17 protein-coding genes and 1 tRNA gene are annotated in these 14,266 nt (G+C 68.3%); 10 read left to right on the top strand and 8 right to left on the bottom strand.

The genetic code is table 11. The features are described 5' to 3' along the window. Nucleotides 1-30 precede the first annotated feature (30 nt). Nucleotides 31-231, bottom strand: coding sequence for a hypothetical protein (locus ABFX50_RS13345; RefSeq protein WP_346146265.1), 201 nt, complete (start codon nt 229-231; stop codon nt 31-33). Between the two features lie 110 nt (nt 232-341). Here ABFX50_RS13345 and ABFX50_RS13340 point away from each other — a divergent pair, with 110 nt between their 5' ends. Both ABFX50_RS13340 and ABFX50_RS13335 read left to right on the top strand, forming a co-directional pair. Then, entirely contained in the window at nt 342-1,259 is a 918-nt protein-coding gene (locus tag ABFX50_RS13340; RefSeq protein WP_346146263.1) for an HNH endonuclease, read from the top strand. A gap of 43 nt (nt 1,260-1,302) precedes the next feature. Then, nucleotides 1,303-2,109: a hypothetical protein gene (locus tag ABFX50_RS13335; RefSeq protein WP_346146261.1), complete on the top strand. Its 807-nt coding sequence runs from the start codon at nt 1,303-1,305 to the stop codon at nt 2,107-2,109. 351 nt (nt 2,110-2,460) lie between these two features. On the opposite strand, the gene ABFX50_RS13330 is transcribed toward ABFX50_RS13335, so the two are convergent. Further along, nucleotides 2,461-2,534, bottom strand: a tRNA-Pro gene (locus ABFX50_RS13330). A 63-nt stretch (nt 2,535-2,597) separates the two neighbouring features. Further along, a complete protein-coding gene (locus ABFX50_RS13325) occupies nt 2,598-3,491 on the bottom strand; it encodes a metallophosphoesterase (protein ID WP_346127010.1) in 894 nt (297 codons plus the stop codon). Nucleotides 3,492-3,521: 30 nt separating this feature from the next. On the opposite strand from ABFX50_RS13325, the gene ABFX50_RS13320 reads away from it, so the two are divergent. Beyond that, entirely contained in the window at nt 3,522-3,974 is a 453-nt protein-coding gene (locus ABFX50_RS13320) for a GatB/YqeY domain-containing protein (protein WP_183652354.1), read from the top strand. A 156-nt stretch (nt 3,975-4,130) separates the two neighbouring features. Here the strand turns inward: ABFX50_RS13320 and ABFX50_RS13315 are convergent, their stop codons facing one another. Beyond that, on the bottom strand, nt 4,131-6,362 hold the full coding sequence (locus ABFX50_RS13315; RefSeq protein ID WP_346146258.1) for a transglycosylase domain-containing protein: 2,232 nt from the start codon (nt 6,360-6,362) through the stop codon (nt 4,131-4,133). Between the two features lie 244 nt (nt 6,363-6,606). Here ABFX50_RS13315 and ABFX50_RS13310 point away from each other — a divergent pair, with 244 nt between their 5' ends. Then, entirely contained in the window at nt 6,607-6,903 is a 297-nt protein-coding gene (locus ABFX50_RS13310; RefSeq protein ID WP_148036282.1) for a WhiB family transcriptional regulator, read from the top strand. Nucleotides 6,904-6,952: 49 nt separating this feature from the next. On the opposite strand, the gene bagB is transcribed toward ABFX50_RS13310, so the two are convergent. After that, entirely contained in the window at nt 6,953-8,080 is a 1,128-nt protein-coding gene (bagB, locus tag ABFX50_RS13305) for an ATPase BagB (protein WP_346127007.1), read from the bottom strand. Beyond that, nucleotides 8,077-9,081, bottom strand: a complete 1,005-nt coding sequence (bagA, locus tag ABFX50_RS13300; protein WP_183652346.1) for an ATPase BagA — start codon at nt 9,079-9,081, stop codon at nt 8,077-8,079. Before bagA ends, bagB begins: the two co-directional genes overlap by 4 nt. Nucleotides 9,082-9,245: 164 nt before the next feature. Between bagA and sp36 the strand changes: the two genes are divergently transcribed. The 4 genes from sp36 to ABFX50_RS13280 are packed head-to-tail and all read left to right on the top strand — an operon-like array spanning nt 9,246 to nt 11,465. Then, nucleotides 9,246-9,401, top strand: coding sequence for a Sp36 family protein (gene sp36, locus ABFX50_RS13295; protein ID WP_183652343.1), 156 nt, complete (start codon nt 9,246-9,248; stop codon nt 9,399-9,401). Continuing rightward, a complete protein-coding gene (locus ABFX50_RS13290; protein ID WP_346146254.1) occupies nt 9,398-9,853 on the top strand; it encodes a RidA family protein in 456 nt (151 codons plus the stop codon). Before sp36 ends, ABFX50_RS13290 begins: the two co-directional genes overlap by 4 nt. Nucleotides 9,854-9,879: 26 nt before the next feature. Continuing rightward, complete coding sequence (locus ABFX50_RS13285; protein WP_346146252.1) at nt 9,880-10,680, top strand: NUDIX hydrolase; 801 nt, start codon at nt 9,880-9,882, stop codon at nt 10,678-10,680. Continuing rightward, nucleotides 10,677-11,465 (top strand): MBL fold metallo-hydrolase, encoded by a 789-nt coding sequence (locus ABFX50_RS13280; protein ID WP_346146250.1) that lies wholly within the window; start codon nt 10,677-10,679, stop codon nt 11,463-11,465. Before ABFX50_RS13285 ends, ABFX50_RS13280 begins: the two co-directional genes overlap by 4 nt. Here ABFX50_RS13280 and ABFX50_RS13275 read toward each other — a convergent pair. Continuing rightward, nucleotides 11,447-12,127: a Crp/Fnr family transcriptional regulator gene (locus tag ABFX50_RS13275; protein WP_183652337.1), complete on the bottom strand. Its 681-nt coding sequence runs from the start codon at nt 12,125-12,127 to the stop codon at nt 11,447-11,449. The two genes, ABFX50_RS13280 and ABFX50_RS13275, sit on opposite strands and share 19 nt — an antisense overlap. Nucleotides 12,128-12,321: 194 nt before the next feature. On the opposite strand from ABFX50_RS13275, the gene nth reads away from it, so the two are divergent. Together nth and ABFX50_RS13265 are read left to right on the top strand one after the other, a co-directional pair. After that, on the top strand, nt 12,322-13,017 hold the full coding sequence (nth, locus tag ABFX50_RS13270) for an endonuclease III (protein ID WP_346146248.1): 696 nt from the start codon (nt 12,322-12,324) through the stop codon (nt 13,015-13,017). A 66-nt stretch (nt 13,018-13,083) separates the two neighbouring features. Then, nucleotides 13,084-13,731: an NUDIX hydrolase gene (locus ABFX50_RS13265; protein ID WP_346146246.1), complete on the top strand. Its 648-nt coding sequence runs from the start codon at nt 13,084-13,086 to the stop codon at nt 13,729-13,731. Here the strand turns inward: ABFX50_RS13265 and ABFX50_RS13260 are convergent. After that, entirely contained in the window at nt 13,693-14,205 is a 513-nt protein-coding gene (locus ABFX50_RS13260) for a HEAT repeat domain-containing protein (protein ID WP_246452071.1), read from the bottom strand. The genes ABFX50_RS13265 and ABFX50_RS13260 overlap by 39 nt on opposite strands. Between the last annotated feature and the right edge of the window lie 61 nt (nt 14,206-14,266).

Raw genomic sequence — 14,266 nt, 5'->3', positions numbered from 1 at the left:
AGGAGGAGGTCGGAGGCGTCCGCCCGTTCTCTACATGCCCGCCGGAATTTTTTTCTTCAGAATGCGGGTCCTCCCGATCACCAGAGCGGATGTCGTCGTTCGTGTCACCGGATACTCGGCCTCAGCCCGACGGTCTGCGTTGACGGAGAGCGTGACGCTGCTCCAGGAGGTCTCGAAGGAAGTGGAGCCGCCGGCGAGTACCTGGACCAGCAAGGCAGAGGCGATCGTCAAGCTCCCGAGGTAGCGAAGGGGACTCTCATGAGCTGATCTCTTGAGGCAAAGCCGACCTGACCTTGAGTCGCTACTGGTGAACTGGTCGGCGGTGGGTGTAGAACTCGAATGTGATCACGCCGCCGGGTGATGTCCTTGATAGCCGGATTCGCACAGCAGCCATGGCGTGGCTTCAGCGGCGCTGCACCCCGGATAATCCTGTGGTCTCCCGTGCGGAACTCCTGGGCTTCCAGTTCGAGGGGCGCACCTTTCCGCTGGTCGACAACCAGTTGGGCATCCGCAAGCCCAAGGAGCTGACGGCCGCACTGTCCATCCTCACCACCTACACCTCCGACGGCACGCGTGCGCCGTACGAAGACGAGGTGGGCCCGGACGGGCTGCTGCGCTACAAGTTCCAGGGCGACAACCCCAACCTGTACACGAATGTCGGTCTCCGCCACGCTCACGAGCGTGGCCTGCCCCTCATCTGGTTCTTTGGCGTGAAGCAGGGCCTGTACCTGCCGTTCTTCCCGGTGTGGATCCGGGCCGTCGAGACCGATCAACTGCAGGTGGCCGTGGCGCTGGAGGAGGCGCAGCGGCACATCACCCTTGATGGGGCGGCGAGCGAGATTGAGCGGCGCTACTCCGTTGGCATGACCAGGCGCCGCCTCCACCAGCCGGTGTTCAGGCAGCGGGTCATCCAGGCGTACCAGACGAGCTGTGCGATGTGTCGTCTCAAGCATCTGTCGCTGCTGGACGCCGCCCACATCATCCCCGACCGTGAGGAACGCGGCGTTCCGGCGATCTCCAACGGGATGGCGCTCTGCAAGATCCACCATGCCGCATACGACCAGCACATCCTCGGTGTACGCCCCGACCTGGTGATCGAGGTGCGCTCCGACATCCTGGAAGAGGTCGACGGGCCGATGCTCAAGCACGGACTGCAGGAGATGAACGGTCTACGCCTGGTGGTCCCTCGACGGCGGGTGGACATGCCGAAACGAGAGCTGCTCGAGGAGCGCTACGAACGCTTCAGGGACGCGGGCTGACTACCGTGATGAGATCGATATCGAGCTCCGTGATGATCGCCGCATGAAACGCATGAGCGCCGTGCTGATGATGGCGGGCCTGCTGAGTGTCACGATTCCTGGCGGCGCCGTGCACGCGTCTCCCGAATCGGAGTCTCTCGACTCCGTCGTCAAAGCGATCAAGCAGCAGTTCGTGAAGAAGAGCAGCGTGCGCTTCTCCGTCAAGCGACGGGGCGGGCCTCCGGCCACCTGGGACATCAAGGCGTCCGGTGCGTACCGCTTCAGGGCCTCAGGCGTGTACGCCGCCGACACCACGACGATCTCCCAGGAGCCAGAGGGGACAGGCCGGTCCAGGGAAATCAGCATCGGCCGGGAGTTCTACTCACAGGCCTATGTGCGTTCCAAGGATGGCAAGTACGTTTGGAAATCGCCATCGACGGTGGGGAAATGGACCTACGGCGGGCGGAACCTGGCCGGGGTCATGTGGGGAGAGGACCTGATCAACGGGATCAACCCGGGCTTCCTCAAGCTTGTCGCCTCTCACAATGCGACCAGCGCCGACGGCGGAACCTTCGAAGGAGTGAAGACGACCCTCCACAGCGGCACGGTGACGGTTCCCAAGCTGGATGAGCGGCAGGCCGGGATGTACTTCGGGACCGAGGAGGAGGATTTCGCGTGGGGCGGGCCGATCACCTGGAAACTCTGGGTGGGTCCGGACAACTTGCCGCGACGTTTCCACGCCATCATCAGGTTCACCCGGCCGGAGGGCGGTAACACCGAGACCATGACGATGAACGTCATCTATCGAGGATGGGGAAGCCCCGTCAAGATCACGGCCCCGCCCAGGCATCTCATCACCTACGAATGGTGATCGAAACTCCCTTCAAAGCGACAGCCATGCCGAGAAAGGCCTCTGCAGGGACGCTCTACGTCAACTTGAGGCACACGTCGAGCAGGGTCTCCAGCTGTGATCGATCGAGGCGGGCTCGCGGAGGTGGACGGTCTCACTCTCTTTGATCTGTGCGACCTCACTATCGATCGCCTCCGGTGGGAGCTAGGCATGAAACCGATTCACACCGCGGACCACCTGAAGAGCGAAATCATCGATCCCCCTGAGTCGGACGGCCGTTGGGAGAGGCCGTAGTCACGCAGTCAGTCACTCAGACAAAGCAGAAGGCCAGTCCCGATGATCGGAACTGGCCTTTGAGCTGCTCTTGCTGGGTCGGGGTGGCGGGATTTGAACCCACGGCCTCTTCGTCCCGAACGAAGCGCGCTGCCAAGCTGCGCTACACCCCGGTGCACGTCCGTCTTGCACGTGCCTGCACGAGTCTAGCGGACTTCGGGGGTGCGTGTGACGCCTCAGCGGCGCGGGACCAACGTCAGCAGCGAGGCCTCGGGGAAGCAGGCAAACCGGGCAGGCGCATAAGGGGAGGTCCCGAGCCCTGCCGACACGTGCAGCCAGGCCGATTCGTGGCGGTGAAGTCCCTTCACGCGGGCCTTGTCGATGCCGCAGTTGGTCACCAGAGCGCCGTAGAAGGGGATGCAGAGCTGGCCGCCGTGGGTGTGGCCGGCGAGCAGGAGCTGGTATCCGTCGGCGGCGAAGCGGCTCATGTTGCGCGGCTCGGGTGAGTGCATGACGCCGAGGCGCAGGTCGGCGTCGCGGGGGGCGGGGCCGGCCACGAGGTCGTAGCGGTCGCGGTCGATGTGGGAGTCGTGGATGCCCGCCACGGCGATGTCAAGGTCGCCCACCTTGACGCGGGCCGTGGTGTTGTTCATGTCGAGCCAGCCCTCGGCGGCCATGCCCTCGCCGAGCTCGCGCCAGGGCAGGGAGGGGACGTGCTGGCGGCGCTCGCCCTTGGAGGTGCGCCAGAGGTAGCGGACCGGGTTCTTGGGCTTGGGGGCGTAGAGGTCGTTCGAGCCGTACACGAACAGGCCAGGACGTGACAGCAGCGGCTCGAGGGCGTGCAGCAGCGCGGGGACCGCGTCGACGTGGGCGATGGAGTCGCCGGTGTTGACGACGAGGTCGGGCTCGAGGGAGCCGAGGGAGCGCACCCAGTTGACGAGCATGCGACGGCCGGGCGTCAGGTGCAGGTCGGACAGGTGCAGGATGCGCACCGGCCGCTGGCCCCGCTCGAGGACGGGGACGTCGAAGCGTCGCAGACGGAAGCTGTTGCGCTCGATGACCGAGGCGTAGCCGAGACCGGCCACGCCCAGACCGAGCAGGGACAGGGGGACTGCGACAGCTTTCCTCATCTCTTCATGATGCCTGAAAGGATGGAGCACATGAGCGCATTGAAGGACAAGCTGAAGGCCGACCTGTCGGCCTCGATGAAGAGCAGGGACGAGGTACGTCTGCGGACCATCCGCATGGCGCTGGCCGCGATCAACGTGGAGGAGGTCGCGGGCAAGCAGGCCAGGGAGCTGTCCGACGACGAGATCCTCAAGGTCCTCACCAAGGAGGCCAAGAAGCGCCGCGAGGCCGCCGAGGCGTTCGGCGGCGCCGGCCGCGAGGAGCAGGCCAAGGCGGAGCTCGACGAGCAGGCCGTGCTGGAGGAGTACCTGCCGGCGCAGCTGTCGGACGAGGAGCTCGGCCGCATCGTCGATGAGGCCGTCGCCGAGCTCGGCGTGTCGGGCCCGCAGGCGATGGGCCAGGTCATGAAGGTCGTCAACCCGAAGGTGGCAGGCCGCGCCGAGGGCGGCCGCGTGGCCCAGATCGTCCGCGCGCGCCTTTCCTGACCGTACGGCAAGCCCGCCCGGCCCCACCGCGGTCACCGCTGACCGCCCGTCCATCACGGCACTCCAGCGGCGACGCTGACCCGCCGTGACGTGGACGGGCAGGCCCTGTGACACACCAACGCCGGAGGCCCGCGCAGGCCTCCGGCGTGTGAAGGGTCAGCGTCCCGGGGTGATCGGGCCGCCGTTGTCCTCGCCGGTGTCCCAGATGTCCAGGGGGCCGTCGTCGTCGGGGTTGCCCCACGGGCCGTCGCCCCTGTCCCTGTCCCTGTCCTTGTCCTTCTTCGGCGGCTTGGGCGCGCAGCTCTTGGAGCAGCCGCCGAAGCGGTCGCGGTCGTACGGCGTGAAGGACGGGGCCTCGACGCCCTTGAGCGCCTGGATCATCGAGTCCTTCCAGATCCGGCCCGAGATGGTGGCGCCGTAGACGTAGCCGTAGTGCTGGCCGCCGATGACCACGTTGGTCAGGTCGTGCTCGAAGGCGCCGCGCGGGTCGCCGACGCTGACGGCCGAGGCCAGGTTGGGGGTGTAGCCGGCGAACCAGGCGGCGGTGTAGCCGTCGGTGGTGCCGGTCTTGCCCGCCGCGTCGCGGCCGATGCCGCCGACCTCGGTCATGGTGCCCCTGGTGAAGACCCCGGACATGACCTCGTTCACCGCGTCGGCGACCTTCTCGTCCATGACCTGCTTGCACTTGGGCTTGGAGGAGGTGACCTTGCCGTTGCGGTCGCGGATCTCGGTGATGGCCATCGGCCTGCAGTACTCGCCGCGGGCGGCGAAGACGGCGAAGGCGTTGGAGACGGTCACGGGGTCCATCTCGTTGACGCCGAGGGTGAAGGTCGGGACCTCCTGCAGCTTGCCGCCGTCGGCGCGCTTGATGCCGAGCTTCTCGGCCACCTTGACGACCTTGCAGAGGCCGACGGCCTCCTCGAGCTTCATGAAGAAGGTGTTGACCGAGCCCTCGGTGCCGGTGCGCAGCGTCTTGAAGCCGCCGCCGCCCTCGCTGGAGTTACGCACCTGGTGCGTCTCGCCGACCCGGTTGCCCTTGCAGTCGCGGAAGGGCGACTGCGCGTTGGTGGGGATGTCGTAGGAGGCGCCGGTGGAGTTTCCGTCGTCGATCTTCCAGCCGTTCTCCAGCGCCGCGGCCAGTGTGAACGCCTTGGCGGTCGAGCCCTGCTGGAAGCCGACGCCGCCGCCGTGCTTGCCGTCGGCGGCCAGGTTGATCAGGGTCTCGTTCTTCTTCTTGTTGTCGCCGAACTTGCGGCTGGCGGCCATCGCCTTGATCTCGCCCGTGCCGGGCACGACCATGGCCTGGGCCGCGACCGGCTTGTCCTTGGTGCTGACGCGCTTGGCGATCGCCTGCTCGGCGGCCTTCTGCATCTTCGGGTCGAGCGTGGTCTTGACGCGCAGGCCGCCGCGCTGGAGCAGCTTCTCGCGGTCGTCAGGCGTGGCGCCGAACTCGGGGTTGGTGAGGATCTCGTGCTTCACGTAGAGGCAGAAGTACGGGAACTTGCTCTCCTCGCAGCCACCGGGGATCTGGGTGCCCTTGAAGCCCAGCTTCTCCTTCTTGGCCGCCGCCGCCTCGGCCACGGTGATCTTCTTGAGCTCGGCCATCCTGTCGAGGACGGTGTTGCGCCGGTTGATCAGCTGGTCTCTCGCGGTCTTGCCCAGGGTGGGGTCGGTGCGGACCGGGTTCTGCACGGCTCCGGCCAGCGTGGCGGCCTCGGACAGGTCGAGCTTGGCGGCCGGCTTGCCGAAGAAGCGCTTGGCCGCGGCCTGGATGCCGTAGGCGCCCGCGCCGAAGTAGGAGATGTTGAGGTACTTCTCGAGGATCTGGTTCTTGGTGTACTTCGCCTCGATCGCCATGGCGTAGCGCAGCTCGTCGAGCTTTCGGGAGACGGTCGGCGCGATGGCCGCCATCGCCTCCTTCTTCGTCTTGGCCTTGTTGAACTGCACCAGCTTGACGTACTGCTGGGTGATCGAGGAGCCACCCTGGACCACGCCGCCGCCTGTGACGTTCTTGGCGAGGGCGCGGGCGGTGCCCTCGATGTCGATGGCGCCGTGCTCGTAGAAGCGGAAGTCCTCGATCGAGATGATCGCCGTGAGCATCACGGGGGCGATCTGTTCGATCTTCACAGACTCGCGGTTCTGGTAGTAGAACTGCGCGATCTGCTTGCCCTCGGAGTCGAAGATCTCGGTGCGTTCAGGAAGCGGCGGCTCGTCGAGCTGCTCGGGTCGCAGGGAGAGCGACTCCGTCGTCGACTTGGCCGTCAGGCCCACGCCGCCCACGGCGGGCAGGGCGATGGCAGCGGTCAGCACGCCGCCTGCGGTGCCGGCGGCCAGCAGCCGTACGACGTTCACGAACGGGTTCGAGCGGTCTTTGCCCTGAGCTTGCACGGAACCAAGACTACGTCGAAAGGGAGGCGTAATCGGTAACCGGAGCCCATTTCGCCTTGACTGGGAGGGGTGACTAGTCATTCCCGGTCAAGCATCTCCCGAGAAATTGGTCCTGCCGGGGTCTGTCGGCCCGAAGGTCTGGTTGCGTAACTTCTCCACTGCGGCAACTGAATACGGAGGCTCGGCGCCCGCGCCCGTCGGCCCCAAATGACGACTGACCACCTAAGGGGAGTGGGGTCGAAACATGTGGATCACGGATTGGACCTCCCGTGCCGCCTGTCGGGGTGCGGATCCGGACGCGCTGTTCGTCCAGGGAGCCGCTCAGAACAGGGCGAAGCTGATCTGCCGAGGATGCCCGGTCCGTACCGAGTGCCTCGCCGATGCGCTCGACAACCGCATCGAGTTCGGGGTGTGGGGCGGTATGACGGAGCGGGAACGGCGAGCGCTGCTACGGCGGCGGCCCGATGTGGACTCATGGCGAGAGCTGTTGGAGTCCGCGAAGGAAGAGTACGAGCGGACTAACGAGCTGATCGCCGGCTGAACGTCTCGACGGCACGGCCGGCGGAACCTCGCCGGCCGTGTCGTCGTGCTCACGTCCTGGCCAGCAGCTCCCCGATCTCGCGCAGACCCGCGAGGTCGTGGACATCCTGCGGCATGGCCGGAACCTGGACGACTGGCACCGTGGGGTGGGCCGAGACGAAGTGCTCCTGCTCGCGGTGCTCACGGGCGGCGAGCTGCATCCGTCCGGCGTGCAGCCGCAACACGGCGGCGGTCAGCTCGTGCTCGCCCTTCGTCTCCAGCTCCTCGGCTGCGGCGGCGCTGCGCGCCGCTGAGAGCGCCGCTGCGGGCGACAGGTGCACTCTGTTGACCACGAGCCCCGCCAGCGGCATGCGCTCCTCAGCGAGCCTCTCAACGAAGTACGAGGCCTCGCGCATCGCGTCGCGCTCGGGCGCCGCGACGACCACGAAGGCCGTGCCGGGCGCCTGCAGCAGCTTGTAGGTCATCTCGGCGCGCTGCCTGAAGCCGCCGAAGACCGCGTCGAGCGCGGAGACGAACGTCTGCAGGTCCTTGATCACCTGCGCGCCGAGCAGCTTGGTCATCGCGCCGGCGACGAGCCCGAACCCCGCGTTGAGCAGTTTGAACGCGCTGCGCCCTCCTGCCTTGGCAGGAGCCATCAGCAGCCTGATGAAGCGACCGTCGAGGAAGCGGCCGAGCCGTTCGGGGGCGTCGAGGAAGTCGAGGGCCGAGCGCGAGGGCGGCGTGTCGACGATGATCAGGTCCCACTCGTCCGAGCGGCGCAGCTGGCCGAGCTTCTCCATCGCCATGTACTCCTGCGTGCCGGCGAAGCTGGAGCTGAGCGACTGGTAGAAGGGGTTGGTCAGGATCTGGCGGGCCCGTTCGGGATCGGCGTGCGCCTCGATGATCTCGTCGAAGGTCCGCTTCATGTCGAGCATCATCGCGAACAGCTGGCCCTCGCCCGAGGAGTGCACCAGGCGGGGGGTGTTGTCCAGCTCGGTCAGGCCCATCGACTGGGCCAGCCTGCGGGCCGGGTCGACGGTCAGCACGACCGCGCTGCGCCCCCGCTCGGCCGCGCGCAGCCCGAGCGCCGCGGCGGTCGTGGTCTTGCCCACGCCGCCGGAGCCGCAGCAGACCACGATGCGGGTGCCCCTGTCGTCGAGGATCGCGTCGACGTCGAGGACGGGCGGAACCCTGGTCATGCCGCTCCCTTGGCGCCGATGGTCTCGGCCAGCTCGTACAGCCCTGTGAGGTCGACCCCGTCGGCCAGCAGCGGAAGCTCGTAGCGGGGCAGCGCCGCCGTCATCAGCGCGGCCCGCTCGGTCTTCTCGAGCTCGGTACGGCGGGCGTGCTCCACGACCTCCGCCGCCAGGGCGTCGGCCACGGCCGAGGCGTCGCCCGCGCCGTCGGCCAGGCCGGCCGCCTTGAGGCCGAGCGCGATCTCGCCCGCGTCGAATCCGCCCTTGACAGCGGAGTCAAGTGTCGCCTGTGGAAGCAGTGATTCACGGACCATGTTGATGAAGATTCCGCCCGCGGGAAGACCGGCCGAACGCAATTCGGCAATGCCGTCGAGCGTTTCCTGAACCGGCATCTCCTCCAGAACCGTCACGAAGTGGACAGCCGTTTCGGGCGACTTCACCACCCCGCTCACGAGATCCGAGTGGTTCTTGATCGGGCCGACCCTCGCCAGGCCGGCCACCTCCTGCGTCACGTTGAGGAAGCGGCTGACGCGGCCGGTCGGAGGGGCGTCGAGCACGACGGCGTCGTAGACGCGCCGGCCGTTCTTGCCGCGCCGCCGTACCGCCTCGGTGGTCTTGCCGGTGACCAGCACGTCGCGGAAGCCGGGCGCCACGGTGGTGGCGAAGTCGACGATGCCCATCTTGGCGAGCGTGCGACCGGCGCGGCGCATGCCGTAGAACATCTCGAGGTACTCGAGCATGGCCTCTTCAGGATCGATGGCCAGCGCGTAGACGTCGCCCCCTCCGGGAGCGACGGCGATCTTGCGCTCCTCGTACGGCAGCGGCGGCAGGTCGAAGATCTGCGCGATGCCCTGCCTGCCCTCCACCTCGACGAGGAGGACCTTGCGACCGCCCGAGGCCAACGCGAGGGCGAGCGAGGCGGCCACCGTCGTCTTGCCCGTGCCGCCCTTGCCGGTCACGACGTGGAGCCGCACGCCGTCCCAATCGGTGTCCCTTGCCGTCACATCTGCCAGGCTACCGAACGGTTACTTGTGTGCCTCTTTGAGATTGCTCACAGCGGGCCCGCCTGCGCCGGTGCCTGAGGGGCGTGGGGAGGCGGACGTTTCTGCGGGGACGTCGTCCGGCCTGCGGAGGCGGCTTCGGCGCGGGGGTCACTACGCTGGCCCTCATGAAGAAATGGGAGTACCTCACCGCTCCGGTGCTGATCCACAACACCAAGATGATCCTCGACAACTTCGGCGCCGACGGCTGGGAGCTGGTCCAGATCGTGCAGGGGCCCGACGGCCAGGGCCTGGTCGCCTACTTCAAGAGGGAGAAGGCATGACCCCCGAGGAGAAGCTGGCCGAGCTCGGCCTGACGCTGCCCGAGGTCGTGGCCCCGCTGGCGGCCTACGTCCCCGCCGTGCGCAGCGGTGACCACATCTACACCTCGGGCCAGGTCCCGATGGTCGACGGCAAGCTGGCCCAGACCGGCAAGGTCGGCGCGGAGGTCAGCCTCGAGGAGGCCCGCGACCTGGCCAGGATCTGCGCGCTCAACGCGCTGGCGGCGGTCAAGTCGCAGATCGGCGACCTGTCGAAGATCAAGAGGATCGTCAAGGTCGTCGTCTTCGTCGCCAGCACGCCCGACTTCACCGCCCAGCCCCAGGTCGGCAACGGCGCCAGCGAGCTGCTCAGGGACGTGCTCGGCGACCTCGGCGTGCACGCCCGCAGCGCGGTGGGCGTCAGCGTGCTTCCGCTGGACGCCCCGGTGGAGGTCGAGCTGATCGCGGAGGTATAACCGAGTGATGTTCTAGAGGAGGTCATGTGGACAACGGCATCCCGCTGCCGGGCGAGTTCGGCCAGCGAGCACGAGACATCCTGGCGGGACGGCTCCAGCCGGTCCCCGCGAGGGACGCCGCCACGGTGGTGATCCTGCGCGACGGTGCTCGCGGACCGCAGGTCTACCTCCTCAGACGCAAGGCGAGCATGGCCTTCGCCGCCGGCGCGTACGTCTTCCCCGGCGGCTCGGTCGACCCGCGCGACACCGACCAGGCGGTCGCGTGGGCGGGACCCTCGCCCAAGAAGTGGGGCGAGGTGTTCAACGCCGACGAGAAGACCGCCAGGGGCCTGGTGTGCGCCGCCGTACGGGAGACCTTCGAGGAGTCGGGGGTGCTCCTGGCGGGGCAGGGAGAGGACACGGTCGTCGCCGACACCACGGGCGACGACTGGGAGGCCGACAGGGTCGCGTTGATCGACAGGAGCCTGGCCTTCGCCGACTTCCTCGGCAAGCGGGGCCTGGTGCTCCGCTCCGACCTGCTCAAGCCGTGGGCGCACTGGATCACGCCCGAGATCGAGCACAAGAGGTTCGACACCCGCTTCTTCGTCGCGGTGCTCCCCGAGGGGCAGCGCACCCGTGACGTGGGCGGCGAGGCGGACAAGGTGGTGTGGCAGCGTCCCGCCGAGGCCCTGGGCGGGCAGTTCTTCCTGATGCCGCCTACCCACCGCACGCTCACCGAGCTCGCGGCCTACGGAAGCGTCGGCGAGGTCATGGCGGCGGAGCGGGAGATCGTCCGCATCATGCCCAGAGCGGTGGAGATCGACGGAGAGATGCGGTTGATGGCATGAGCGGCCTTCACATCCCGCTGGCGGGTCCTGACGGCATCCGCACCGACCACGCGGAGAACCTGCTGGCGCCCAACCCTTCGGAGATGACGCTCGAAGGGACCAACACCTGGGTGATCGGCACGCACGAGGTGGTCGTCGTCGACCCAGGCCCCGACGACGAGGCGCACCTCCAGCGGGTCGTCCGGCATCTGGGGCAGCGCAGGGTCACCCAGATCCTGCTCACGCACGGCCACCACGACCACAGCGGCGGCGCCAAGCGCTTCGCCGAGCTGGTCGGAGCGCCCGTGCGGGCGCTCGACCCCGAGCACAGACTGGGCGGCGAAGGGCTGGCGGGCGGCGACGTGATCGAGGTCGGCGGCCTGGAGCTGAGGGTGTACGCCACGCCGGGCCACTCCTTCGACTCCCTGTGCTTCTGGCTGCCCGCCGACCTGGCCATGCTCACCGGCGACACCGTCCTCGGCAGGGGCACCACGGTCATCGCGCCCGACGGGAACCTGGCCGACTACCTGCGCACGCTCGACCTGCTGCGGGCCACGGCCGAGGAGCTGGGCGCCGAGACGCTGCTGCCGGGGCACGGGCCCGCGCTCGCCGATCCCCTGCACGCGCTCGACGGCTACATCGCGCACAGGCGCGAGCGCCTCGACCAGATCAGGGCGGCGAGGGCGTCGGGCGCCAGGACGCCGCGCGAGATCGTGGAGATCGTCTACGCGGACCTCGACAGGGCCCTGTGGTTCGCCGCCGAGATGTCCGTGCGCGCCCAGCTCGACTACCTGGACCGGTTGTAGAGCCGCTCCATGTCGAGGATGACCACGGCCTTGGCCTCGATGCGCAGCCAGCCGCGCTGAGCGAAGTCGGCCAGCGCCTTGTTGACCGTCTCCCTCGAGGCGCCGACCAGCTGGGCCAGCTCCTCCTGGGTCAGGTCGTGGTGGACGCGCAGGCCGTCGTCGGCCTTGGTGCCGAACCGCTCGGCCAGGTCGAGCAGCGCCTTGGCCACCCGTCCAGGCACGTCGGTGAAGACCAGGTCGGCCAGCACGTCGTTGGTGCGGCGCAGCCGCTGCGCCAGCGCGCGCAGCAGGTGGAGCGCTACCTCGGGGCGGCCGGTCAGCCATGGCCGCAGGTCGTCGTGGCCGAGCCCGGCCAGCCTGACGTCGGTCAGCGCGGAGGCGGTCGCCGTACGCGGACGTGGGTCGAACAGCGACAGCTCGCCGAACATCTCGCTCGGCCCGAGCACGCTCAACAGGTTCTCGCGGCCGTCAGGGGCTGTGCGCGACAGCTTGATCTTGCCTTCGAGAACGACGTAGAGCCGGTCACCGGTCTCGTTCTCACTGAACAGGGTCTGTCCCTTGGACAGTTGAACCTCGGTGATGCTCGTGCGCAGCGCGGCGGCGCTCTCGCGGTCGAGCGCGGCGAACAGGGGGGCCTTGCCCAGCACGTCTTCGGTGTTCACTCTGCCTCCTCAGCAGCCATTGTGACCTACCCCACTGCAGAGGTCGGGAGTGACCCATGCGAAAAAGGCTCAGGGGGACGCCACCTGCTGGTCGCCACGAAGTTCCCTCGAGGGAGTTTACGGACTGAACCCACTGAAGCGTTACTCAACGGATCGTTTCCCCGGCACGAAGCCGCTGGCCATACGCTTGCGGGATGGAGACCCGGCTGGCGCTGGTACGGCGGGCGCGACGGATGAACAGGATCCTCGCCGAGACCTACCCCGACGCGCACTGTGAACTCGACTTCACCAACCCCCTCGAGTTGCTGGTCGCCACGATCCTGTCGGCCCAGTGCACCGACAAGCGCGTCAACATGGTCACCCCCACGCTGTTCGCGAAATACCCCACCGTCGAGGACTACGCGGCGGCCGACCCCTCCGAGATGGAGGGGATCATCAAGTCCACGGGCTTCTTCAGGGCCAAGACCAACAGCATCATCGGCATGGCCCAGGCGGTCTCCGCCAAGCACGGCGGCGTGGTGCCGCGCCGCCTCACCGACCTGGTCGCCCTGCCGGGCGTGGGCCGCAAGACCGCCAACGTGGTGCTCGGCAACGCCTTCGGCGTGCCGGGGCTCACCGTCGACACGCACTTCCAGCGTCTGGTCCGTCGCTTCGGCTGGACCGACGAGACCGACCCCGTGAAGATCGAGCGGGTGGTGGGTGAGTTGATACCCAAGCGCGAGTGGACCGTCTTCTCGCACAGGGTGATCTGGCACGGCAGGCGCATCTGCCACGCCCGCACCCCCGCCTGCGGGGTGTGCCCCCTGGCGGCGCTGTGCCCCTCGTACGGCACCGGCCCCACCGAGGCGGCCAAGGCGGCCAAGCTCGTCAGGCCTGGCCCCTTCTCGTAGTGATACTCGTAGGTGTCATGGCCGGGCGCGGGAAGTCCAGAGAGGCGCGAGGTGTTGGAGTCTGACGTGATCGACGTCCCCGAATGGCTGGACAGGCTGGCCGCCCGAGCCGTCCACACCCCCGTCCCCCATGGCCTGCGCCCGCCCGCGCGCGGCGGCAGGCGAGCCGCGGTGCTGATGCTGTTCGGCGAGGGACCCGACGGCCCCGACCTGCTCCTCATCCAGCGCAGCTCCCGGGGCCGCAGGCACGCGGGGCAGCCCGCCTTCCCCGGTGGCGGCGTCGACCCCGAGGACGACGGGCCGGTGGGCGCGGCGCTGAGGGAGGCGGAGGAGGAGACGGGGATCGACCCCGCGGGGGTCAAGGTGCTCTGCACGCTCCCCGAGCTGTTCGTCTGGCACAGCGACAACAGGGTCACCCCCGTCATCGGCTGGTGGCACACCCCTGTCGCGGTCTACGCCGCGGCTCCCGACGAGGTCGATTCGGTGGAGCGGGTGCCGATCGCCGAGCTGGTCGACCCTGCCAACAGGATCGTCCTGCGCACCCCGACAGGACACAGGGGCCCCGCCTTCAAGGTGCGCGGGCTCCTCGTGTGGGGGTTCACCGCGATGGTGCTCGACGCGGTGCTGCGTGAGGGCGGCCTGGAGCGCCCCTGGGACACAGACAGGGTGGAGGACCTACCGCCCGACGTCCTCGACCTGGCTGCCCGTGGCTAGCGCGAGCCCGAGCGTCGCCCAGTCGGCCACGTCGTCGTCGCTGTCGCGCATGAGCGCGCGAAGGGCCGCGAGCCCGGCGGCGTCGGGTGGACGGCCGCACACGTTGGGCAGCGCGTAGGCGGCGCCGTACCTCACCCTGGCGTCCTGGTGGGCCGACAGCTCGATCACCGAGGGCAGCGAGCGAGGGTCGCCGAGATGGCCGAAGGCGATCAGCACGGAGAAGAGCACCATGGCGTCGTCCTCGCTGGCGGCCAGGAAGCGCAGCACCGGCAGCGCCCTGTCCTTGAAGGTGGCCAGCTGGCCCATGATGTCGATGCCCAACAGGCGCTCGGAGACCTGCCGGCCCGCGCACAGCCGTCTGGCCTCGGTGAAGGTCTCCAGATCGCCTCGCTCTTGTAGCGTGGAGATCACCTGCCAGCGGACAGGCCCGCCCGGATCGGTGTCGCCGAGTGCCGCCTCGATGAGATCACGCATCATTTACAGGGTATTTCCGCTTCCGGGCCGGTCGTAGCGGAAGACGCGCACGCTTGACCGT

Source organism: Nonomuraea recticatena (genome assembly GCF_039533245.1).
GTDB lineage: Bacteria > Actinomycetota > Actinomycetes > Streptosporangiales > Streptosporangiaceae > Nonomuraea > Nonomuraea roseola.
This window is presented reverse-complemented; position numbering and strand designations above follow the sequence as displayed.